General features: G+C 66.6%; 16 protein-coding genes. 12 read left to right on the top strand and 4 right to left on the bottom strand.

Going from position 1 to position 23,984, the window contains the following annotated elements; genetic code table 11:
* The first annotated feature begins 11 nt into the window (after positions 1–11).
* The 3 genes from rpoD (at position 12) to cysK (ending at position 4,460) form a co-directional block, all read left to right on the top strand.
* Positions 12–2,066 carry an RNA polymerase sigma factor RpoD gene (gene rpoD, locus DI605_RS16815; protein ID WP_293976195.1) on the top strand — a complete coding sequence of 685 codons (2,055 nt, stop codon included), beginning with the start codon at positions 12–14 and terminating at the stop codon, positions 2,064–2,066.
* Between the two features lie 208 nt (positions 2,067–2,274).
* Complete coding sequence (locus DI605_RS16810; RefSeq protein WP_293976194.1) at positions 2,275–3,549, top strand: MFS transporter; 1,275 nt, start codon at positions 2,275–2,277, stop codon at positions 3,547–3,549.
* Positions 3,546–4,460, top strand: a complete 915-nt coding sequence (cysK, locus tag DI605_RS16805; RefSeq protein WP_293976193.1) for a cysteine synthase A — start codon at positions 3,546–3,548, stop codon at positions 4,458–4,460. Before DI605_RS16810 ends, cysK begins: the two co-directional genes overlap by 4 nt.
* A gap of 24 nt (positions 4,461–4,484) precedes the next feature.
* Here cysK and DI605_RS16800 read toward each other — a convergent pair whose 3' ends face one another.
* Together DI605_RS16800 and DI605_RS16795 are read right to left on the bottom strand one after the other, a co-directional pair.
* The gene (locus DI605_RS16800) at positions 4,485–5,411 is read right to left on the bottom strand and encodes a tyrosine-type recombinase/integrase (RefSeq protein ID WP_293976192.1); all 927 of its coding nucleotides are present in this window, start codon (positions 5,409–5,411) and stop codon (positions 4,485–4,487) included.
* Positions 5,396–5,947: a DUF484 family protein gene (locus tag DI605_RS16795; protein ID WP_293976191.1), complete on the bottom strand. Its 552-nt coding sequence runs from the start codon at positions 5,945–5,947 to the stop codon at positions 5,396–5,398. Before DI605_RS16795 ends, DI605_RS16800 begins: the two co-directional genes overlap by 16 nt.
* A gap of 85 nt (positions 5,948–6,032) precedes the next feature.
* Here DI605_RS16795 and DI605_RS16790 point away from each other — a divergent pair, with 85 nt between their 5' ends.
* The 3 genes from DI605_RS16790 to DI605_RS16780 all read left to right on the top strand — a co-directional run bounded on the left by DI605_RS16790 (position 6,033) and on the right by DI605_RS16780 (position 9,822).
* On the top strand, positions 6,033–6,824 hold the full coding sequence (locus tag DI605_RS16790) for a phosphatase PAP2 family protein (protein WP_293976190.1): 792 nt from the start codon (positions 6,033–6,035) through the stop codon (positions 6,822–6,824).
* Between the two features lie 174 nt (positions 6,825–6,998).
* The gene (locus DI605_RS16785) at positions 6,999–8,750 is read left to right on the top strand and encodes a chloride channel protein (protein WP_293976188.1); all 1,752 of its coding nucleotides are present in this window, start codon (positions 6,999–7,001) and stop codon (positions 8,748–8,750) included.
* Positions 8,743–9,822, top strand: a complete 1,080-nt coding sequence (locus tag DI605_RS16780; protein ID WP_293976186.1) for a trypsin-like peptidase domain-containing protein — start codon at positions 8,743–8,745, stop codon at positions 9,820–9,822. Before DI605_RS16785 ends, DI605_RS16780 begins: the two co-directional genes overlap by 8 nt.
* 15 nt (positions 9,823–9,837) lie before the next feature.
* On the opposite strand, the gene DI605_RS16775 is transcribed toward DI605_RS16780, so the two are convergent.
* A complete protein-coding gene (locus tag DI605_RS16775; RefSeq protein ID WP_293976184.1) occupies positions 9,838–11,436 on the bottom strand; it encodes a family 43 glycosylhydrolase in 1,599 nt (532 codons plus the stop codon).
* A 175-nt stretch (positions 11,437–11,611) separates the two neighbouring features.
* Complete coding sequence (locus DI605_RS16770; protein WP_293976182.1) at positions 11,612–12,838, bottom strand: LysR substrate-binding domain-containing protein; 1,227 nt, start codon at positions 12,836–12,838, stop codon at positions 11,612–11,614.
* Positions 12,839–12,994: 156 nt separating this feature from the next.
* On the opposite strand from DI605_RS16770, the gene DI605_RS16765 reads away from it, so the two are divergent.
* The 6 genes from DI605_RS16765 to DI605_RS16740 all read left to right on the top strand — a co-directional run bounded on the left by DI605_RS16765 (position 12,995) and on the right by DI605_RS16740 (position 23,969).
* On the top strand, positions 12,995–15,475 hold the full coding sequence (locus DI605_RS16765; RefSeq protein ID WP_293976181.1) for a TonB-dependent receptor: 2,481 nt from the start codon (positions 12,995–12,997) through the stop codon (positions 15,473–15,475).
* 95 nt (positions 15,476–15,570) lie between these two features.
* The gene (locus DI605_RS16760; protein ID WP_293976179.1) at positions 15,571–16,611 is read left to right on the top strand and encodes a hypothetical protein; all 1,041 of its coding nucleotides are present in this window, start codon (positions 15,571–15,573) and stop codon (positions 16,609–16,611) included.
* A gap of 15 nt (positions 16,612–16,626) precedes the next feature.
* On the top strand, positions 16,627–20,286 hold the full coding sequence (locus DI605_RS16755) for a hydantoinase B/oxoprolinase family protein (protein WP_293976177.1): 3,660 nt from the start codon (positions 16,627–16,629) through the stop codon (positions 20,284–20,286).
* Between the two features lies 1 nt (position 20,287).
* Positions 20,288–21,271 carry an extradiol ring-cleavage dioxygenase gene (locus tag DI605_RS16750; RefSeq protein WP_293976175.1) on the top strand — a complete coding sequence of 328 codons (984 nt, stop codon included), beginning with the start codon at positions 20,288–20,290 and terminating at the stop codon, positions 21,269–21,271.
* 33 nt (positions 21,272–21,304) lie between these two features.
* Complete coding sequence (locus tag DI605_RS16745; protein ID WP_293976173.1) at positions 21,305–22,504, top strand: MFS transporter; 1,200 nt, start codon at positions 21,305–21,307, stop codon at positions 22,502–22,504.
* Positions 22,497–23,969: a carboxylesterase family protein gene (locus DI605_RS16740; protein ID WP_293976171.1), complete on the top strand. Its 1,473-nt coding sequence runs from the start codon at positions 22,497–22,499 to the stop codon at positions 23,967–23,969. Before DI605_RS16745 ends, DI605_RS16740 begins: the two co-directional genes overlap by 8 nt.
* The last annotated feature ends 15 nt before the right edge of the window (positions 23,970–23,984 follow it).

The raw sequence follows: 23,984 nt of genomic DNA, 5'->3' as shown, positions 1-23,984 counted from the left end.
CGAAGCAGCAGATGGCGAAGACGAACGTGGCGATGGCGGGTGGCGGTGCAGGCGATGGCGATGGCGGTGATGCGCCTCTGATCGATCTGAACGAGGCCAGCCTCAAGAAGCTGATCGCCCGCGCCAAGAAGCGCGGCTACATCACGGTCGATGAGTTGAACGAGGCCCTGCCGCAGGACCAGATGTCGACCGACCAGATCGAGGATGTGATGGCGGCCATCAATGAGATGGGCGTCAACATCGTCGAAAATGAGGATGCCGGCGAGGATGGCGAGCAGCAGTCCCAGAGCGACGATTCCGACGACGAACAGGGCGATGACGGCGCCGGCGAGGTAACCACCTTCACCGCCGCGACGCCGAAGAAGGAGACGGTCGATCGCACCGACGATCCCGTCCGCATGTATCTGCGCGAAATGGGCGCGGTGGAGTTGCTCAGCCGCGAGGGCGAGATCGCCATCGCCAAGCGGATCGAGGCCGGCCGCGACACGATGATCCAGGGGCTGTGCGAAAGCCCGATCACCTTCAACGCCATCATCGACTGGTCCACCCAGCTCAACGAAGGCACGATGCAGCTGCGCGAGATCCTGGATCTCGACGCCATGGTTTCCAAGGGGCCGACCGCCGAACAGGTGGAAGGCGCCGAGGAAGACGATAATGGCGAGATCAGCGAGAAATCGGCCGGCCCGTCCTTCAAGGAGGAAGAGGAGCCCGAGGAAGCTTCGGCCGACGCGGACGAGGATGAGGACGGCCAGGGCGAACGCCGGGCGCCGCGCCCCTCCGACGACGATGACGAGGATAATACGCTCAGCCTCGCCCAGATGGAGGAGCAGCTGAAGCCGCAGGCGCTGGAGCGCTTCGCGACGATCACCGATCTCTATCACAATTTCGCCAAGGTGCAGGCGGCGCGCGTCGCCGCGATGGGCGTGGGCGACGATTTCCCGGCCGCGCAGGAAGCCCGCTACCAGAAGTTGCGCGAGGATCTCACCGCCGAGGTGGAGAGCGTCAAGTTCCACGGCGCGAAGATCGAGCATCTCGTCGACCAGCTTTATTCGTTCAACCGGCGGCTGACGGCGCTGGGCGGGCAGATGCTGCGCCTGGCCGAGCGCCACAAGGTGCCGCGCAAGGATTTCCTGGATCGCTATGTCGGCCACGAGACCGAGGAAGGCTGGCTGGAGCGCGTCGGCCCGACCGACAAGAAGTGGACGAACTTCGCCACCAACGAAGGCGTCGCGGTGGAGCGTATCCGCGCCGAGATCGCGGAGATCGCACAGGCGACAGGCATGGCGCTCACCGAATTCCGCCGGATCGTCAACATGGTCCAGAAGGGCGAGCGCGAGGCGCGCATCGCCAAGAAGGAAATGGTCGAGGCGAACCTGCGCCTCGTGATTTCCATCGCCAAGAAATATACGAACCGTGGCCTGCAATTCCTTGATCTTATTCAGGAAGGCAATATCGGCCTGATGAAGGCGGTCGATAAGTTCGAATATCGCCGCGGCTACAAATTCTCGACCTACGCCACATGGTGGATCCGTCAGGCGATCACCCGATCGATCGCGGATCAGGCGCGCACGATCCGTATCCCGGTCCACATGATCGAGACGATCAACAAGCTTGTCCGCACGAGCCGCCAGTTCCTGCACGAAACCGGCCGCGAGCCGACCCCGGAAGAACTGGCCGAGCGCCTTTCGATGCCGCTCGAAAAGGTTCGCAAGGTGATGAAGATCGCCAAGGAGCCGATCTCCCTCGAAACGCCGATCGGCGACGAGGAGGATTCGCACCTCGGCGATTTCATCGAGGACAAGAATGCGATCATTCCGGTGGACGCCGCCATCCAGGCGAACCTGAAGGAAACGGTGACCCGCGTCCTCGCTTCGCTCACCCCGCGTGAGGAGCGCGTGCTGCGCATGCGTTTCGGCATCGGCATGAACACCGATCACACGCTGGAAGAAGTGGGCCAGCAATTCTCGGTGACCCGCGAGCGCATCCGTCAGATCGAGGCGAAGGCTTTGCGCAAGCTGAAGCATCCGTCGCGCAGCCGGAAGATGCGCAGCTTCCTCGATCAGTAAGATCTCCGCGCCACCTTCGCTTTCGTCGGATTCCGCCGGCGGAGGCGAAGGGTCGCTTCTGCCGCGCAGGCCATCGTCACCCGCATTCCGGCGTGGCGGCGATCCGCTCGCTCTGCATCGCGCGCGGCACAGCGCGCAAACAGGGCTTGCCGCCTGTGTAGCGGAACCATAGTTGCCCCCCGCCCCCGCCGCGCCCTAGAGCGGGAATATGGCCGGTCCGCATCCCCACCCTTTCACCTTCCGGGACTATCGCTGCTACTGGATCGCCCGGCTTTCAGCGACGATCGCGCAGTCCTCGATGGTCGTCGTCGTCGGCTGGCAGGTCTATGATATCGCGCGGGAAACGATGTCGCCGCGCGATGCGGCGTTTCAGTTGGGCCTGATCGGCATCTTCCAATTCCTGCCGCTCGCACTGCTCACGCTTGTCGTCGGCTGGGTGGCGGACCGGATCGACCGGCGTTTCATCGTGCGCCTCACGGCGTTGCTGGAGGCGCTGTGCGCTATCTCGCTGGCGGCGATGGCGTTCCGGCACACGACCTCGCTCCACGCTCTCTTCGCGATCGCGTCGCTGCTCGGCGTGGCCCGGGCTTTCGCCAATCCCGCAATGGGTGCGCTGGCGCCGAATCTGGTGCCGCCTCCCGTCTTGCCCCAGGCGATCGCGTTCAGTTCGGTCTCCTGGCAGAGCGGGGCGATCCTCGGCCCGGCGCTGGGCGGCTATCTCTATGCGATCGACACGCCGGTTCCCTATGCGGTCGCCGGGTTCGGCTTCCTCCTCGCATTCTCGATGCTGATGCTGATCCGCCCGATCCCGCGCACCACCATCGCCAAGGCGAGCCCCGTGCGGCAGATGATCGACGGCCTTCATTATGTTCGCCGCAACAAGATGGTGCTGGGCGCGATCAGCCTGGATCTGTTCGCCGTGCTGCTGGGCGGCGCCACCGCGATGCTGCCCGTCTATGCGCGCGATATCCTGCATGTCGGCGCATCCGGGCTCGGCCATCTGCGCGCGGCGCCGGCCGTGGGGTCGACGCTGACGGCGATCTTCCTCGGCTTTCGCCCGTTGCGGAATCATGTCGGCATCAAGATGCTGGTGGCTGTCTGCCTGTTCGGCGCGATGACGATCCTGTTCGGCCTGTCCACCTGGATGCCGCTCTCGCTGCTGGCACTCGCCATCCTGGGATCGGCGGACATGGTTTCGGTCTTCGTCCGGCAATCGCTGATCCAGCTCTATACGCCCAATGAGATGCGCGGTCGCGTCGGCGCGGTCTCCTCGCTGTTCATCTCCGGATCGAATGAACTGGGCGAGGCGGAATCGGGTTTCGTCGCCGCCCTGATCGGTCCCGTCGCGGCGGTTGTCGCCGGCGGCATCGGCGCGATCGGCATAACTCTGCTATGGTCGCGTCTCTTTCCCGAACTGCGGCGGGCGAAGACTTTCGCTCCCCCCGCGCATCTCGTGCAACCGGCTGAGGAAACGCGACCATGAAGGCAGCGACGATACTGGAGACGATCGGCAACACGCCGCATGTGCGGCTCGGCCGCCTGTTCCCGGACGCGGAGGTCTGGGTGAAGAACGAGCGCACCAATCCGGGTGGCTCCATCAAGGATCGCATCGCCCTCTCGATGATCGAGGCGGCGGAAAAATCGGGCGCGCTGAAGCCCGGCGGCACGATCGTGGAGCCCACCAGCGGCAATACGGGCATCGGTCTCGCCATGGTCGCGGCGGTCAAGGGCTACAAGATCATCCTCGTCATGCCGGAAAGCATGTCGCTGGAGCGCCGCCGGCTGATGCTGGCCTATGGCGCGAGCTTCGATCTCACCCCGCGCGAAAAGGGCGTGAAGGGCGCGATCGAGCGCGCGCTGGAAATCGTCGCCGCGACGCCGAACAGCTGGATGCCCCAGCAATTCGAGAATTCTGCCAATATCGACGTGCACGTCCGCACCACCGCCGAGGAGATCTACGCCGATTTCAAGGACGCGCCACCGGCCGCGATCATCACCGGCGTCGGCACGGGCGGCCACATCACCGGCGTCGCACAGGTCTTGAAAGAGCGCTGGCCGGACCTGAAGGTCTTCGCGGTCGAACCGACCCTTTCGCCCGTCATCTCCGGCGGCCAGCCCGCGCCGCATCCGATCCAGGGCATCGGCGCCGGCTTCATCCCCGCCAATTTGCACACCGCACTGCTGGATGGGGTGATCCAGGTCGATCCCGCCGATGCCAAGGACTATGCCCGCCGCTCGGCCCGCGAGGAAGGCATCCTCGTCGGCATATCCTCCGGTGCCACCCTCGCCGCGATCGCCCAGAAGCTGAAGGAAATGCCCGGCGCCCGCATCCTCGGCTTCAACTACGATACGGGCGAGCGCTACCTTTCCGTGCCCGATTTCCTGCCGGAATAAGCCGGTGGCAGCATCCGCGCGCCTTCATGCGCGCGGATGCGCGTTCCGATAGACATCCAGCAGGTGCGCCGCATCCACGGCGGTATAGACCTGCGTCGACGACAGGCTGGCATGGCCCAGCAATTCCTGCAGCGACCGGAGATCCGCCCCGCGCCCCAGCAGATGCGTGGCGAAGCTGTGGCGCAGGGCATGGGGCGTCGTCCGATCCGGCAATGCCAGCCGTGCCCGGGCGGCGCGAACGGCGCGACGAATGATGTCCGGCGATAGCGGGCCGCCCTTATAGCCGCGGAACAACGGTGCCTCGCGCGATGTCGCCCAGGGGCAAGCCTCGACATAGGCCTCGATCGCCGCGCGCACCTGCGGCAGCAGCGGCACGATCCGCGTCTTCGCGCGCTTGCCCGTCACAACCAGCCTGTCGCCGAGCGGCAGGGACGCGCCGGTGAGCGCGACGGCCTCGCCGATCCGGAGACCGCCACCATAAAGCAGCAGCAGCACGGCCCTGTCGCGCAATCCGATCCAGGGATGCGCGGCCTCGTCACCGGCATCATCGGCGATGGCGACGGCATCATCGGGAGAGACGGGGCGCGGCACGCCTTTCTTGACGCGCGGCCCTTTCAGACGTGGCGCCGCATCCGTGCCCTCCTTGCCCGCCACAAAGGCGAGGAAACCGCGAAGCGCCGATAATTCGCGCGCGGCCGAGGCATTGCCGATGCCCTCTTCCCGCCGCATCGCGAGGAAGGCGCGCAACTCCGCCGCATCGATCCCGGCGAGGGCGGCTCCGTTGATCAATTGCGAGCGATGCGCGCCGAGAAAGGCGATCAGACGCCGCGCCGTGGCCTCATAGGCCCGCACCGTGTGAGGCGAACGACGCCGATCGCGCTGAAGATGCGCCACCCAGCTCTGGCTGAGAGCGAAGGCCGGATGTTCGGCAAGCGTCAGACGAGCGGCCACCGCTCCAGCATAACGGAGGCCGCACGGCCAAGGAAGCGCAACAGGCGGGTCGCGGCGGGCGCGTCGATCGCGGTCGCCTGCCGTTCGCCCAGCAGGATCAGGCCGATACCGCGCGCACCGGCCAGGCGGATCGCGATCTCGGCACGGATATGCTCCGCATCCGCGCCGAATACGGGATGGCCACGATCGACCTGACGAATCGTCACGGGACGATCGATCCCGGCCATCCGCACGACGAGCCTCTGTTCGAACGGGCGCAGACCAGTCCGGTCACCGGCAAGCGCCATGCCATCGGCCGACCAGGCGAAAGCCGCCGCATCGACACCCAGCACGGCGGGCCAATCGCTGGAGACGATCGCGGCGAAAGTTTCGAGGCTGTCCGCCTCCATGATCGCCAGCACCGCCTCGTGAATCGCGTTAGTTGCGCCTGAGTGGCCGCGTGCGAAGGCGAGCAGTTCGCCGTTCGTCTGCTCCACCTCGGCGATACGCCGGCGCAACGACTGCACGGATCCGTGCTCGTGGACATTCCCCTGCATGCCGCTCCTTCTACGCCCCGAACCTTAAGGAAAGGCTTTCGCCGCCGTGTGGCATGTATATTTCTGATCTCAGAAGGAGATCGCAATGCGGATTCGGACGATCCTGGGGCTCGCGATGATATCGGGGGTGGCGTTTGCCGCAGCCAATGGCCAGAGCGGTGTGCAGGGCTATCTCGCCCCGGGCCAGATCGATCTCACCGCGATCCTGCCGCCCGCGCCCACCAAGGGCGATATACGCTACGAAACCGATCGTCAGGTCTTCAAGGCGATGAAGCCCGGCGTGGGATCCGATCGCTGGGATTATGCGAAGAAGGATATTCCTTCATCCGCCGCCGACGTGATGCGCGATTTCAGCTGCGCGGCGGGCATCGCGCTTTCGCCTGAAAAGCAGCCGATCACCTATCGCCTGCTGGCACGCGCGGGCGTCGATACCGCGCGCGAGAACAACGTCGCCAAGGACAAGTTCAAGCGCCTGCGGCCGTTCCTGATCGACAAGGGGCAGATTTGCGAGCCCGATCCCGCCGATATCGGAAAAAGCTTCGATTATCCGTCCGGCCACACCACGCGCGGCTGGACGACGGGCCTGATCCTCGCCGAGATTCTCCCCCTGCGGGCGACCCCGATCCTGACCCGCGCGCGCTCCTATGGCGAAAGCCGGCTGGTCTGCCGCGTCCACAATGCCAGCGCGGTGGAAGCCGGCCGGGTCGGTGCCACGGCGACGATGGACCTCGTGCGGACGACACCTGCCTTCCAGAGCGATCTCGCCGCCGCGCGAAGCGAACTGGCCGGGAGCCAGCCGCAGCCCGACGCAACCGCCTGCGCACGCGAGGCACGGATCGTCTGGCCATCCGTCTTCACCGGCCTGCGCAAGAAATAGATCGCAGGGGCCGTGTCCCTCTCCGGCGCCGGGCCCTTGGGCACGCGACGCATGCCATAATCGTCGGTCAGGCGTTGCAGCCGCCGGCCGGCTGGCGCAAGAGACTGAAATGCTGAAGCTGCGGCCACTCCGGCGGCCTCTTTCCCTTTCAGCGCGACGCCCCGCGCTGTTGACGTGACGTCGGTCCGCCTTCGGATCGTCGCGCCGATCCTCGCCGGATTGCGCCGCCGTCTGCGGACGAGCGAGGCCGCGCTCATCGCGCTCGCGCTGGTGCTGGGCAGTTGCGCCGGATTGATGACGATGGCGCAGGCGGGCATCGCGCACATGATGCAGCGCGTCCTCTACGGCATCGGCAGCGACGATCGGCTGAGCGCGCAGAGCACGATCGATCCGATCCGCCTGATCGCCCTGCCGGTCGGGGGAATCGCGCTTGGCCTCTTCATCTATTATGCGCGCAACCGCCGCCGCGCCCCGATCGACGTTGTGGAGGCCAATGCCCTGCACGGCGGGGTTATCCCGATGCGGGACAGCCTGACCGTATCCGCGCAGACGCTCGTCTCGAACGGCGCCGGCGCATCGGTCGGGCTGGAGGCGGCCTATGCCCAGATGGCGGGGGGCGTCGCCTCCGTCGTGGGGCAATGGCTGCGGCTGCGGCGTAACGATCTGCGGATCCTGGTGGGCGCGTGCGCGGGCGCGGGCGTTGGCGCCGCCTTCGGCGCACCACTGACCGGCGCCTTCTATGCTTTCGAGATCGTGATCGGCGCCTACACGCCCGCCGCCATAGCGCCCGTGGCCACGGCCGCGCTGGCGGCGGCGGTCACGGTGCGGGCGCTCGGCCTGCCCGCCTATCTGATCGTGCTGCCCACGGCCGATCCGATCGTTTCCTCGGATTATTTCCTCTACGCCGCGCTCGGGCTGATCTGCGCGCTTGTCGGCATCGTCATCATGCAGGCCGTCACGGTGATGGAGGCGATGGTGCGTCGTTCGCCCATCCCCGATCTGGCCCGGCCATTCGTGGGCGCGCTCCTGCTCGTGCCGATCGCATTGATAACGCCACAGACCCTCTCGGCCGGCCACGGCGCACTGCATCTCGATCTGACGATGAAGGTCAGCATGAGCTTCTTGGCGATCGTCTTCGGGCTCAAGATCGCCGCCTCCGTCATTTCGCTGGGTTTCGGCTTTCGCGGCGGCCTGTTCTTCGCATCGCTGTTCATCGGCTCGATCACGGGGCAACTCTTCGCCGGCCTTGTCAATCTCATCCCCGGGGCCTCGCTGGTGAACGGCAATGATGCGGCGTTGATCGGCATGGCGGCCCTCGCCGTGGCCATCGTCGGCGGCCCGATCACCATGTCGATGCTCGTGCTGGAGGCGACCCACGATTTCGCGCTCACCAGCACCGCCATCACCGCGTCGCTCTGCGCCAGCACGCTGGTGCGCGAGACGTTCGGCTTCTCCTTCTCCACCTGGCGCCTCCATACGCGCGGGGAGACGATCCGCAGCGCGCGCGATGTCGGCTGGGTCCGGAATCTCACCGCCGGCCGCATGATGCGGCGTGATACGCCGACGATCGAGGAAACCGCCAGCTTCGCCGAATTCCGGCGGCGCTTTCCGCTCGGCTCGGTGCGCGTCGTCACCGCGACCGACGAAACGGGTGCCTATGCCGGCATCATCCGCGTCAGCACCGCCTTCGCCACCGATCATAAGGAAGACGAGCCCGTCTCCGGCATCGCGCAATTGCAGGATGCGACGTTGACCGCCGATCGGGATGTTTCCGCGATCATGCGCCTGTTCGAGGAGAAGGAGGTCGACGAACTCGCCGTGGTCGATCGCGATGGCCACCTGCTCGGCGTCGTGACCGAGAAATATGTCCGCCGCCGCTACACCGAAGAGATTGAGAAGGCGCAGAAGGAATTGTTCGGTGACTGAGCCCGGCGAGCCCGATGCGCTGAACATGCGCCGCCCGCGCTGGCGCGCGCGCATCGCCCAGGGCCTCGGCATTGTCGGGCTCATCGTCGCCGGCATCGTGGCCGGCGCGAAATTGTGGCAGCCCGTGAAAACGGTCGAGCAGCGCGTGACGACGCCGATCCGCGAAGTCGTGAAGCGCGTTTCGCCGCTGGAGCAGTTGCCGGACAATGCGGCGACGGCCTGCCCGGCGATCGTATCGCTGCGCATCCCCGGCATCGATGGCCCGGCGCCGCAGGGCGTGCTCATCAGCGGCGATGGCGAGGTGGTGACGAGCGCCGCCATGCCCGCCGACATGGAATTCGATGCCTGGCTGGACGGGCGCAAGTTGAAGGCGAAGCTGGAGGCACATGATCCGCTCACCGGCATCTCGCTGGTGAAGGTTGAAGGCGAGGATCTTCCGTCGCTCTCGCTGGCGGATCCCGATCTGGCGCCGCCCGGCGCGTGGGGCTTCACCCTTTCCTCGCCCAACGGCACCGGCTGCATCGTCGAACAGGCGATCGTCGCGAGTGATTTCGCCACGGATGGCGCCACGCAGGATTATTATCTGCGCGTCCACGGCACCGGCGAGCCGCCGCCCGACGGCACCCCGTTCCTCTCGCCGGACGGTCGCGTGGTGGCACTGGCACAGCCCAGCATCGGCGAAGGCGGGCGGCGCGATCGCTTCCTGCCTGCGGATCTCATCACCGTCGTCGTCAGCCGCCTGATGCGCACCGGAAGCGTTTCGCCGGCCGCCTTCGGCATCATCGCGGAGGATCTCTCGCCGGTCCTCGCGGCGCGGCTCGGCGCCGATCGCGGGCGGGGCGCGGTGATCGTGCTCGTCGCCAAGGGATCGATCGCGGAAGCCGCCGGCCTGCAGATCGGCGACGTGATCCTGTCCGCCGCACGCGCGCCCATATCCAGCTCGTCCGAACTCGCCCGCGTGCTGGGCGGCAACGATCCGATCGAGATGACCGTCTCGCGCGGACGGGAGCGCAATCAGTTCACCTTCACGCTCACGCCCTCGCCGCCGCCCGCGCAACCGGCCAGGCATTGATCGGGGCAGTCCCGCTCAGAGCGCCTCGAAGTGGAAATTGCCGAAACGCGCCGCGCCCTCGCCCGCCGCGTAGAGGCCCGGCCGCAGCATGAGGAAGCCACCGCGCACATTGTGGTGATAGCCCGAAACCTCCATGCCGCGATCGAACCTCTTCCAGGTCCGTCCGCCGTCTCCGGAGGTGTGGAAAGAAATGATGTGCTCGCGATTGGTGACCCGCATCCGCAGCCTGCGGCCGTGCGGATTGGCGGGCCGCGCCCGCTCGATACCATATTGATGCGTCACGAAGCGCGTCTGATCGAAGCCGAGGCCGCAATAGAGCGCCTCGTCATAGAAGAGGATGAGCCCCGCCGTGACACCGGGATCGATCGCGATATCGCATTCGAAACGATAGGAGCGATCGCCCGCGATCAGCAGCAGCGGCGATGAATCGGCAGGAGCCCTGCCCCGCGCCCGCAGCGTCAACTCGCCATCCCGGACGGAGAGTCTCTTCGTTTCTTCCGGCCCGGGCTTGAAGAAATTCCATCTGGTGCCGATCGCGAGCGCCCGGAAATCGTCCGAAAGCGGCTGCCCGTGCGGCTGCGGCCGCCCGCCGCGTGGCTTGGCGATCGGCTGGGACAGATCGCCTCCCTTCATCCGGAACCAGCCATCCGGCGTCCATTCGACCGGATCGAGAAGGGTCTGCCGCCCCAGCGTCCAGAAGCCATTCTCATAGCCGTGATAGACCGACCACCAGCCGCCATCCGGCCCTTCGACGAGCGTCGCATGCCCGCGCGACCACCAGTTTTCGGCGCGGTCGGTCGTCCGCACGATCGGATTGCCGGGATGATTTTCCCATGGCCCGTGGATCGAGCGCGCGCGCGCCGCGATCACCATGTGCCCCGTGGGCGGCCCCGCCGTGCCGCCCACCGCCGTGACCAGATAGAAGAAATCCCCGTGCCGGGTGATCTTCGGCCCTTCCGGAGAAAAGCCCTCGACGTCCCAGTCCTCCGGATAATGCCAGGGATCATAGACATGCTCGGTCTTTCCGATCGTCGAAAGACCGTCCTCCGCCAGCCGCACGCGATCGCCGCCGGACAGGAAAAGCCAGCGCGAGCCATCCTCGCCCACGGCATGGCCCGGATCGATATGATCGTGCAGCCCCAGATCGACCGGATCGCTCCACGGCCCCTCGATCCGGTCCGCCCAGATCACCCAGTTGGTCGTCGGCGCCTTGGTAGGGATGTAGATGAAATAGCGGCTCGCATGCTTGCAGAGTTCCGGAGCCCATACCGATCCGATCGGCTTCGTCAGCGCCGCCGTCACCGGCTGCCAGTTCACCAGATCCTGCGAATGCCAGATGACGAGCCCCGGATAGGCATCGAAGGTGGAGAAGGTCATGTAATAATCCGCCCCATCCTTCAGGATGGAGGGATCGGGATGATCGCCGGGAAAGATCGGGTTGAGGAAGCGACCGTCGCCGAGATCCGCGATCCGCTGATTGTCATGGCCGCGTCGCCAGCCGGGTCCATTTCCCGCTGGTGATTTCGGCGCGACATCTACGGTCCCGGCCCGGGCTCCAGCGCCGGCCAGCGTAGCGCCAAGGGCGGTAAGGATCGTGTCGCGGCGGTTCAGCATGGCATTGCCTGTCTTTCACGTCGCCCGGCCGGCGACAAGGATCGCGGCGTAGCGGGCGAGGCCGTATGGCGTTGCGGAGCAGGCCATATTCCGCCGCCCGCCGCCGATCATGCATGCCGCCACGATCAGACGATATGATCCGTTTCAATGCCTTGTCGACTGAATCGAACACCATTCATCCCGGGCGAATCCGCCCGCCCCGCTCCGCCGCGACATCCCGCAATGCCGCCAGCATGGCGGCCTGCGTCGTCGTCGGCCGCCAGTCCGTCCGCGTGGTGACGCCCATGTTCAAATGGGAGGCCGGCAGCGGCGGGCCGACCGTCGCGAGCAGCCCCGCCTGCTGCTCGATCCGAAAATGATCGTGCGACATCAGCGACAGCCAGTTATCCTCGAGCAGCAAGGCACGCGCCATCAATATGGACGCAGCCTCCACGCAGGTCGTCGGGCGATCGGGCGCCCCCTGGAACAGCGCCTCGAAGCTTGCGCGCATCGGCGCGCCCCGCTCGCTGATGACCCAGGGGTAGCGCGCCAGTTCGCGGCGATCCGGCATGATGGAACCGGCAAGCGGATGAGAGGCGGCGCAGGCGATGGAAAGATCATCCACGAACAATGGCTGCTGCTTCACATCATTGACCGGGACAGGATCGCGAAGCGCGCCGAGCAGCAGATCGATATCGCCGTCGCGCAGGGCCGCGAGCAGTTCCTCATAATTGCCCTGCATGATCGTCACGCTCGCCTCGGGATGCGAGCGGCCGAAGCGCGCGAGGGCCGTGGGCAGCAGGCTGGCCGCCGGCAGCGAGAGCGTGCCGATCCGGATCAGGCCGGCGCCCGCCCGGGTGAGCGCCTGCAGATCATCGATCCCCGCCTGCAATTCCGCGGCGGCGAGGCGGATCGCGCGGACGAGTCGCTCGCCCGCCGTCGTCGCGTGGACCGTCCTGCCCTGCAACGCCAGCAGCGGCATTCCCAGTACCAGTTCGCTCTCGCTGGCCGCGCGATGCAGCGACGGCTGCGACAGGCCGAGCCGGCGCCCCGCGAGGGAATAGCTGCCGGCCCGCTCCACTTCGGCCAGCGCCCGCAGCTGGGTCATCGTCACGATCCGCTCCACCCGCAGGATCGGGGGAAGGCGCGCGGCCCGGCGTATATGGCTCACCGCCTCCCGTATCAGGCCGATCGCCGCCTCCGCGCGGGTGAGGAAGAGATCGCCCTCTTCCGTCGGCACCACGCCGCGCGCATGGCGCACGAACAGGACATGTCCGGATTCCTGCTCCAGCTTGGCCAGAGCCTGGGTGATGGCGGGCTGGGAGAGGTTCACGGATTGCGAGGCGGCGCTGATGCTGCCGCATTCCCGAACGGCCAGCGCGACGCTGAGATGCCGCAGATTGAGACCGAAAACGGAGAGCATTGCCGACACGCTATAGCAAAAACTTATGGGATGGACATCATTCCGTCTGTTCGCGCGGCCGCCTGCGCTGCAGCTTCATGACAGAAAAAGGACGATCGATCCGAACACGGCACGATCGCGGGCGCAGAGCGGAACAGCCATCCAAAAGGGGACATCATGAAGACGATCCGTGTTGGGCTTTATTCTTCCGTCGCGATCGCGACGACATTGCTGGTCGGAATGGCGAGCGCCCAGACGAACGCGCCGGATACGGCCCAGGGCGAGATCGTCGTGACCGCGACCAAGCAGAGCAACACCATCTCGCGCGTGCCGATCAGCATCACGGCGGTGACGCAGAAAACGCTCGATCAGCAGGGTGTGAAGAATATCTCGGATATCGCGCGCACGGTGCCCGCGCTGACCATCCAGCGCACCGGCGCGGATTCAGCGCCCCAGATCGCGATACGCGGCATCTATTCGGTCGCCGGTTCGCCCACCACCGGCATCTATCTCGACGATGTCGCGCTCCAGAAGCGCAATGCCTTGTCCTTTTCCGGCAATGGCAGCCCGATCCCGCAGCTTTTCGATCTGGAGCGGGTCGAAGTGCTGCGCGGCCCGCAGGGCACGCTTTACGGTGGATCGTCAGAAGGTGGCGCCGTGCGCTTCATCACGCCGGCCCCCAGCCTCACCACCTACAGCGGCTATGCCCGCTCGGAACTGTCCTTCACCGATGGTGGCGGCCCGAGCGGGGAGATTGGCGGTGCCGTCGGCGGCCCGATCGTGACGGACAAATTGGGCTTCCGCGTCAGCGTCTGGGGCCGCAATCAGGGCGGCTATATCGATCATATCGATGTCTGGAACCCGAACGTAAAATACAAGAGCAACGCCAACAGCAGCAAGCAGCGCACCGCGCGCGCTGCGCTGAAGGCCCAGATCACCGAAAATCTCTCGGCCACGCCGTCCTTCTATTATTCATACGATCATTCGGATGACGTCGACACCTATTGGCAGAAGGTGGATCAGTCGACGACGACCGCCTTCTCGCGGGCGGCGACGGCCACGGTGCCGGGATACAGCTATGCGGCGCACACTTATGGCCCCTATACGCAGTTCGGCCCGTTCACCTCGGGCAATCCCTTCACATCGCCGCGCACGACGCAGATCTACCTGCCAAGCCTCGCGCTCGATTATAATGCCGGCATCGTCTCGGTAAAATCGATCACTTCCTACATCCACGACAAGACGAGCGGCGCCGTGGACGAGGCGGGCTTCAACGGCGAGGCGCGCAATCTGCAGGGCGGCATCGGCTTCGTATCGGAACTCCAGAACTTCCGCCGCACGATCGATTTCCGGAACAAGCGCGACAGCTTCTCGCAGGAGCTGCGCTTCACGATCGGCTCGCCCAATGCCCCGCTGAGCTTCGTCGGCGGCGTCTATTACCAGCATTCCAGGATCAAGAGTTCGTCCGAGATTTACGAGAATCTCGATCAGCTCGCGATGGTGCTGCGCGGGCTGGATACGACGGGCGTCTATCGTGCGCCGCTCCTGCCGGGGAATCTCGCCTCGGTCCGCTACCAGACGCTCACCGACGAGGAATATGCGGGCTTTGGCGAGCTTTATTATCGCATCACCGATCGCTTGAAGCTCACGGCCGGCGTGCGCGTGTCACGCAACACATTCGAATATGATCAAACCTATTATGGAGCGCTGGCGGGCTTCACCACGCCCACACTCACCAACGGCGGCCTTTCGGCCGGCAAGCAGAAGAGCACGCCGGTTACGCCCAAGGCGGGTCTCAACTATCAGATCACGCCCAACGACATGATCTATGTCAGCGCAGCGAAGGGCTTCCGCCCCGGTGGCGTGAACCCCACCATCTCGCAGACCACCTGCGCGGCCGGCCTGGCGCTTTACGGCGGCAATCCACCGACGACCTACGGCTCCGACTCCGTCTGGAGCTATGAAGCGGGCGCGAAATCGCGGCTCTTCGGCGGCCTGGCCTCCGTGCAGGCAAGCGCCTTCCACGTCGACTGGAACCAGCCCCAGCTGTTCGCCACCTTCCCCGGTTGCTCGGCGCAGTTCACGCTCAACGCCGGCAAGGCGGCCAGCGACGGCGGCGATCTTCAGATCCAGCTCCGCCCGATGCGCGGCCTGACGCTCTCCGTCGCGGCGAGCTATACCGACTCCCGCTACACGCGGCAGATCCTGGGGCCGGAGCAGGTGGCGGGCGCGACCCGATCCGTGCTGGTCAACAAGGGCGATACGCTGCCGATCGCGCCCTGGAACGTGAACCTGTCGGGCAATTACGAATTCGCCCTGAACAGCGTGTGGAAGGCCTATATCCGCGGCGATTTCCAGTATGCGAGCGCCTATAACCGCACCACCGGCCCCGGCACGGTGGCCTATGCCCCCGAACAATATCGGGCGGAGGCGACCCACTATACGTCGGCCCGGATCGGCGCGATCCAAGGGCCGCTCGAACTGTCGCTGTTCGTCGACAATCTCCTCAATTCGCGGGATACATTGTCGCAGATCACGGGCGGCCGCGGCACCTGCCGCAACACGGCCTGCACCACCTACGCGATCAACGAGCCGATCTATATCGGCCAGACCTTCCGCCCCCGGACGATCGGCCTGCAGGCCGCCTATCGATACTGAGTGGTGGGGCGGATGCTCGTGCAGAATGCGCATCCGCCCGTCCCTTCTGATCGATCGCAACACCCCTCAATTCAGCCGAAAACGGAAATCGCCCCTTGTCCGCCACCCCCACCAGAGACGGTGAAATTCCGCTGGCGCATCTGCGCGCCGCCGATGGCGGGTGGCCCTGGCCTACGGAGGTGCGCACGGTGATCGAACGCCCCGGCTTCAGCGCGGCTCTGGGCAATGGCGGTGCGGTGCGGGCATTGGCCGAGGGACGCATCGTTCCGTCTGCCTTCCGGATGGAGGTTTCCTCCTTCACCAGCCTGCCCCCCGCCTTCCGGCGCATGGTGCGCGGCCTCGAGTTCGACATGTGCGAAATGGCGATTTCCACCTATGTGTGCGCCCGCGCGCGGGGCGTTCCCATCACGGCGCTGCCGGTTTTCCCGATGCGGGGCTTTCATCACGGCGCCATCTTCGTGCGCCGTGATGCCGGCATCGCGGCGCCAAAGGATCTCGAGGGGCGGAGCGTCGGGCTGGATCGGGGCTATACCGTCACGACCGGAGTCTGGGCACGCGGCATATTGAGCGCGCATTATGGCGTGGATCTGGCCCGGATCGATTGGGTGATGGCGGGCGATGAGCATGTCGCCGATTATCGGCCACCCGCTTGTGTGAGGCGCATCGCGGACGGCGCCACGATCCGGGAGCTTCTTCTGCGTGGCGATGTGGCGGCCGCGATCGGCATCGATCCCGCCCATCCGGATATCGTGCCCCTGATCCCGAACCACCAGGAGATCGCGCTCGGCCGGTTTTGCACTCACGATCATTATCCGATCAATCATCTGATCGTGGTGCGCGATACGCTGCTGGCCGAGCGCCCCGAAATGGCGCTCGATCTCGTCAACGCCTTTCACGAGGCGAAGCTTCTCTATCTCGCCGATCTCCGGGCGGGTGCGATCCGGGAGCCGGACGCGGCGGATCGGCGCAACGAGACGCTGCTTCAGATCGTCACCGATCCTCTCCCCTACGGCGTCCCCCAAAATCATGCGATGCTGAAGGAATTGATCCGTCACGCAGCGGATCAAAGGATCATCGACCGGATCGTGCCGGTCGAAAGCCTTTTCGCGCCCACCACGCGCGCATGGGGCAGTTGATGGCGGCGCTTATTCATGCTGCCGCCGGATCGGCACCACATTCCACAGAATTTCGACAGGACTGACATGAACGGCTGGCAATTCTGGATCGATCGGGGCGGCACCTTCACGGATGTCGTCGCGCGTGATCCGGCGGGGCATTTTTCCACGGTGAAGATGCTGAGCGAGAATCCGGAGCGCTATCGCGATGCCGCGGTGGCGGGGATCCGCACCGCGCTGGGGCTTGCGCTCGACGCGCCGCTGCCCGGCGACACGATCGACCATATCAAGATGGGTACGACCGTCGCCACCAATGCGCTGCTGGAGCGCAAGGGCGCGCGAACGCTGCTGCTGGTGGACGAAGGCTTCGCCGATCTGCTGGAGATCGGCCATCAGGCCCGCCCACGGCTGTTCGATCTCGCCATCGCCAAGCAGGCGCCCCTGTATGAAGCCGTCGAGGAAGTCGGCGGTCGCGTCGGCGCGGATGGCTCCGGCCTGCGCCCGCTGGACGAGGCGGCGCTGGCCGAAACCCTCGCCAGGCGCCGCGCCGAAGGCTTCACGTCCTGCGCGATCGCCCTGGTCCACGCCTGGAAATATCCGGAGACGGAACGGCGCATCGCCGCCCTCGCCCGCGCGGCCGGCTTCGAGCAGGTTTCCGCCAGCCACGAAATCAGCGCGCTGATGGGCCTCGTCGCGCGCGGCGGAACGACCGTGCTGGACGCCTATCTGTCGCCCGTCCTGCGGCGCTATGTCGATCAGGTGACGGGCGAGCTGCAAGACAGCCGCGTCTATTTCATGCAGTCGAACGGCGGCCTCACCGCGGCCGATCTGTTCCAGGGCAAGGATGCGATCCTGTCCGGGCCGGCTGGCGGCATCGTCGGCGCGGCGCGCACGGCGCAGGCGGCCGGCTTCGCCAATGTCATCGGCTTCGACATGGGCGGCACCTCGACCGACGTGGCGCTCTATGCCGGCGCCTTCGAGCGGACCGTGGACGCGGAAGTGGCAGGCATCGAGGTGCGCGTGCCGATGATGGCGATCAACACCGTCGCGGCGGGCGGCGGATCGATCCTTCAATTCGATGGCGCGCGCTTCCGCGTAGGCCCCGAGAGCGCGGGAGCCAATCCTGGCCCCGCCTGCTATCGCCGCGGTGGACCGCTGACCGTGACCGACGCCAATGTGCTGCTCGGCAAGCTCAACCCCCGGCATTTCCCGGCCATCTTCGGCCCGGAGGGCAATCTTCCGCTCGATCGGAATGCGGTGCAGGCCCGGTTTGCGGCGCTCGCGGAAACGGTGACGAACGCCACGGGCCAGCCCCATTCCGCCGAAGATGTCGCGGAAGGCTTCCTGCGGATCGCCGTCGCCAACATGGCCGCCGCGATCAAGCAGGTGACGCTGGAAAAGGGGCAGGACCCCACCGCCTTCGCGTTGGTCTGCTTCGGCGGCGCCGGCGGCCAGCATGCCTGCCTCGTTGCTGACGAACTGGGCATGGGCTCGGTTCTCGTCCACCCCTTCGCGGGCGTGCTTTCGGCATATGGGATGGGCCTTGCCGACCAGAGCGCCGTCCGCCAGCAGGCGATCGAACGACCGTTCGACGAGGAGGCGCTGCGCGCGGCGCGGGAGACGGCCGCGGCGCTCTCCACGACCGCTGCGGAAACGGTACGGGATGACAAGGGCGGCGCGATCGACACGATCGTCTCGGCCGACCTTCGTTACGCCGGCACCGACACCGCGCTCACCGTCGCGCTGGCGGAGCGCGGCGCCATGGAGGAGGCCTTCCACGCCGCGCATCGCACGCGCTTCGGCTTCGCCACGCCGGAACGGGCACTGATCCTGGAAAGCGTGACCGCCGAGGCGATACGGCGCGGCGAACCCGTCTCCGCCAGCCCCCTCGCCCCGCGCGAAGGCGCTCCCCTGCTGCCGATCGAGCAGGTGTCGATGCATGTCGACGGCGGCTTCCGCGACGTGCCGGTGTTCGATCGCGACACGCTGGCGCCCGGCGATCACATTGTCGGCCCGGCCATCATCCGCGAGACGACCGGTACGACGGTGGTCGAACAGGGATGGACGGCGCTTGTCGAACCGGGCGCCCAGCTGCTGCTGACCCGGGCGACTCCACGGGCGGAACAGCGGGACGCGGATGGCGAGCGTGCGGATCCCGTGCTGCTCGAACTGTTCAACAGCATGTTCATGGCCGTCGCCGAACAGATGGGCGCGGTGCTACGCAACACCTCAACCAGCGTCAATATCAAGGAAAGGCTCGATTTTTCGTGCGCGCTGTTTGATGCCGAGGGCAGGCTGATCGCCAATGCGCCGCACGTGCCGGTTCATCTGGGCGCGATGGGCGAGTGCGTCCGCACCGTGCTGGCCAACCGGCGCGACGCGCTCAAACCCGGCGACATGATCGCGATCAACGATCCGTTCAACGGCGGCACCCACCTGCCGGACGTCACCGTCGTCGCCCCGGTCTTCGATGCCGATGGCAAGACCCTGCTCTTCTTCGTCGGCAATCGCGGCCACCACGCCGATATCGGCGGCACGACGCCGGGATCCACTCCATCGCGCTCGCGGACGCTGGAGGAGGAGGGCGTCGTCATCGACAATTTCCTGCTGCTGGACGGCGGCGAGTTTCGCGAGGAGGCGTTCCGCGCTCTGCTTACCGGCGCCCCCTATCCGGCGCGCAATCCCGATACGAACGTGGCCGACATCAAGGCGCAGATCGCCGCCAACGAAGCCGGCATCGCCGAGCTTCGCCATGTGATCGCCCGCCACGGCTGGCCCCTGGTTTCCCGCTACATGGGCTTCGTCCTCGCCAACGCGGAGGAAAGCATCCGCCGCGTGATCGACCGGATCGGCGACGGCCGGTTCGATTATGAGATGGACGATGGATCGCTGCTCCGCGTGACGGTCTCGGTGGATCGCGCCAATCGCTCCGCCACGATCGATTTCGCGGGGACGGCGGAACAGCGGCCCGGCAATTTCAATGCTCCGCCGGCCGTGACCACCTCAGTGATCCTCTATGTCTTCCGCTGCCTCGTCGACAGCGATCTGCCGCTCAACGAGGGCTGCCTCGCCCCGCTCGACATCCGCATTCCCGCCGGCAGCTTCCTTTCGCCCGCGCCGGGCAGCGCCGTCGTGGCGGGCAATACGGAGGTGAGCCAGGCTGTTGCGAATGCGCTTCTCGGCGCGCTCGGCGCCTCCGCCGCCAGCCAGGGCACGATGAACAACTTCCTGTTCGGAAACGAAAGATATCAATATTATGAAACGATCTGCGGCGGCACCGGCGCCGGCCCCGACTTTGATGGCGCGTCGGCGGTGCACAGCCATATGACCAATACCCGCATCACCGATCCGGAAATCCTCGAGCTGCGTTATCCCGTGCGGCTGGAACGCTTCGCCGTCCGTCGCGGATCAGGCGGCGCGGGCGCCCATCGCGGCGGTGACGGCGTGATGCGCGCGGTTCGCATGCTGGAACCGATGACGGCGACGATCGTCGCATCGCGGCGCACGCGCGCGCCGTTCGGCCTGTCCCAGGGCGGCCCGGGAGCCTCCGGGCGCCAGTGGATCGAGCGCGCGGACGGGCTTGTCGAACATATCAGCGGCACGGCGGACGTGGAGCTTGCCGCAGGCGATCTGATCGCGATCGAGACGCCGGGCGGTGGCGGCTATGGCGCGCCGGCAGACGGCGGAGCCCGCTGACATGGCCAGACTCGTCCTTGGGGCCGCCACGTCGCACACGTCGATGCTGCTCGTCGATCCGCGTGATCTGCCCCGCTATCGTGAATGGGATCCCGGTATCCCGCTGCTCGACACGAACGGGGCTCCCACCACCTTCGCGCGCGAGGCGGAACGGCGGGGTAACAGCCTCGCGCCCCTCCTGACGCCGGAACGGCTGGCGGAAAGGCTGGCGGAAGCGCGCGCCCATATCGAACATATGGCCGATGAAATCCTGGGTGCCGATCTGGATGCCCTCATCATCGTGGGTGACGATCAGAACGAACTGTATCTGCCCGACAATCACCCCGCGTTGCTCGTCTATCATGGCGAGACGATCGCGGCCCTTCCCTACACGGCCACACCGGGCCGGGCCGACTGGCTCGTGGAGGCATCGAAGCGGCAATATTCGGCGGTCGCCCGCGATTATCCCGTGGCGCACGAATTGGCCCGCCATCTGATCGGGTGCCTGATCGACAGCGATTTCGACGTATCGGCCGCCCGCCACCTTCCCCAGGGCAAGGGCGAGAGCCATTCGATCGCCTTCATCCACACGCAATTGCTGCGCAACCGGCCGGTGCCGATCGTGCCCGTATTCCTCAACGCCTATTTCCCGCCGAACCAGCCGACCCCGTCGCGCTGCTACGCGATCGGCCAGGCGATCGGGCGCGCCGTCGCCTCGCTTCCCGGGGAGGCCAGGATCGGCATCGTCGCCTCGGGCGGGCTCAGCCACTTTCTGGTCGATGAGGAACTGGACGGCGAGGTGTTCCGCGCGATCCGGGCCAGGGATGCCGATGCGCTGCGCGCCCTGCCCCGCGAGAAGCTGAATTCGGGAAGCTCCGAGATCCGCAACTGGATCTGCGTCGCCGGCGCGCTGGAGGCGCTGGACGTCAGCTGGACGGGCTATGTGCCCGGCATCCGCACCGAAGCGGGCACGGGCACCGGCCTTGGCTTCGCGTTGTGGCGTTGATGGCAACGGGCATTCTGGCACGAGGATAATCGAATGAGCCGCTGGACCATTCTCGCCATCGCCTGGCTGGCTTTGCTGCTTTCGTTCGTCGATCGCCTCGCCTGGTCCAGCGTCGCTTCCAGCGTGAGCGCGGCCAGCGGCCTGCCGCTGACCGCGCTCGGCAGCTTCGCCAGCGCCTTCTTCAGCGGCTATGTCATTTCCAATCTCGTGGGCGGCGTGGTCGTCGACCGCCTCGGCTCGCGCATCGGCATGGGATCCACCCTGATCCTGCTGGGGCTGTTCACCTTCGGCTTCAGCTTCATCGGATCGGTACCATCCGGCATCGCGATGCAGTTTCTGATGGGGCTGGCGGCGGGCGCCGATTATGCGGCCTGCATCAAGGTGCTCGCCGCCTGGTTCCCCCCGCTTGGCCGCGCCAGGGCGATCGGCATCCTGATGACCTCGCTGCCCGTCGCGGTGATGATTACGGGGAGCGGCATTCCCCTGATGCTCGCTCATGTCGAATGGCCCTATGTCTATCGCGCCATGGGCGTCGTCACGCTCCTCTTCGGCGGCATGATCATGCTGCTGTTGCAGGATACGCCCGGCACGGTGGCCGCAGCCGGACGCATTTCCTGGCGCGAGATCGCGGCCGTGCTGCGCAATCCGGAGCTTGCCCGCCTGGCCCTTGTCGGCTTCGGCGCGGCGTGGGGCACTTGGGGCTTCGCTTTCTGGGCCACGGCCCTGATGTCGAAGGGCCATGGCCTGTCACCCGCGCAGGCCGGCCTCGCCACCACCCTTTTCGGCGCCGCCGCCGTGATCGCCAAGCCGGTGACGGGTGCGATCTCCGATTATCTCGGTGGCCGGCGCAAGATGCCGATCCTGGTGGTGCTGCTGCTTTTCTCGATCGGGCTGCTCGCATTCGGTCAGCTTTCGAGCCCGCTCCAGTTCCAGATCGTGGCGACCCTGCTTGGCTTCTTCGGCTTCAGCTGGGGGCCGATCCTCTCCACCCTCATCGCTGAGGTCGGCGGCCATCGCACGGCCGGCACCGCCACCGGCGCCACGAATGCGTTGCAGCAGATGGGAGGCGTCGTGGTTCCGCTGGCGATCGGCGCCGTCTTCGCGCGCACCCACTCCTTCGCCAGCGCCTTTGCCACGATGGCGGCGGGGCCGATCCTCGCCTTCCTCGTCATGGCGCTGTTCTGCAGCGATGCCGCCTATGTCCGTACCGCGAAGGACAAGAGCCATGGTTGAGATCGACACCTGCAACGGCCCGATCAGGGGCGAGCGGATCGGCGATGTCAGCGTGTTTCGCGGCATACCGTTCGCGGCACCGCCCACCGGGCCGCGCCGCTGGCAGCCCCCGGCCCCGCCCGAGCCCTGGACCGAGACACGCGCCGCCACACGCTTCGGCGCGGATTGCCCGCAGCGGACCGCGCTTCCCATCGGATCACGCGCCACCGCGCAGGGCGAGGACTGCCTGACGCTCAACGTCTGGACACCCGCCGAAAGCCCCGATGCGGGCTTGCCGGTGATGGTCTGGATCTTCGGCGGCAGCTTCGTCTTCGGCAGCGGCGCGGAGGAGCGGGCGGACGGCATGACCTTCGCGCGCGACGGCGTGGTCTATGTTTCGATCAACTATCGCGTGGGCATGTTCGGCTTCCTCGCCCATCCGGGGCTGACGGCGGAATCCGCGGACGGCACTTCCGGCAATTATGGGCTGCTGGATCAGATTGCCGGCCTCGCCTGGGTGCGCGACAATATCGCGCGCTTCGGCGGCGATCCGGGCCGGGTCACGCTGTTCGGCGTGTCGGCCGGTGCCGCCTCCATCAGCCTGCTGATGACTTCGCCGCTGGCGCAGGGCCTGTTCCGGCAGGTCATCCTCCAGAGCCCTGGAGCCTTTCGGCCGCTCGCCTCGCTGGTCGACGCCGAAGCGGCCGGCGCGGCGCTGGACGGCGATATCGCCGCCTTGCGCGCCTTGTCCCCCGCCGAACTGCTGGATCGCCAGAAGCTGATCGAGCCCGGCGTGCGCAATCTCACCGCGCCCCGCATCCTGCGCCCGATCCGCGATGGCCATGTCGTTCCCGCCGACGATCGCGACAGCTATCTCGCCGGCCGCTTCGCCCATGTGCCCGCCATCATCGGCAGCATGGAGGATGAGGGTTCGAACGCGGTGGCGGCGTGGCCCGTGAAGACGCGCGCGGATTTCCTCGCTTTGCTCGACCGGACTTTCGGCAAGGACGCGATCGAGGCGCAGACCCTCTATCCCACGGGCAGCGACGATGACGTCGCCGCCGCGCTCGCCAATCTCTTCGGCGATACCCAGTTCACCTATGGCGTGGCCGCACTGAGCCGCACGATCGCCGCAGCCGGCATTCCCGTCTGGCGTTATCTCTTCACCCGCCGGCGCCCCGGCAAAGGCGCACCGAAGCATAGCGAAGAGGTGAGCTACGTGTTCGACCGGCCCGACCTGCCGCCGCGCGGCGAGGCCGATCATCGTCATGATGCGGCCGATGCGCGGATCGCGAGCGTCATGCACCGCGCATGGGTCTCTTTCGCCAAGGCCGGTACGCCGGATGGTGTGGATTGGCCGGCCTATGCGCCCGACAGCGCGGCCCTGCTCGAATTCGGCGACACGCCTTCGTTGCGGAAAGGCTGGCGGGAGCCGCAGGTCGCCTTCCTCGACCGGTTCTTCGAAACCGCGCCGGCCACGGCCTGATCCTCGCCGGCCGAC

It is taken from the genome of Sphingomonas sp. (assembly GCF_003248515.1).
In the GTDB taxonomy this organism is placed as follows: domain Bacteria; phylum Pseudomonadota; class Alphaproteobacteria; order Sphingomonadales; family Sphingomonadaceae; genus Sphingomonas_I.
Note: the sequence above shows the minus strand (reverse complement) of the source record. Positions and strands in the feature narration are given on the sequence as shown.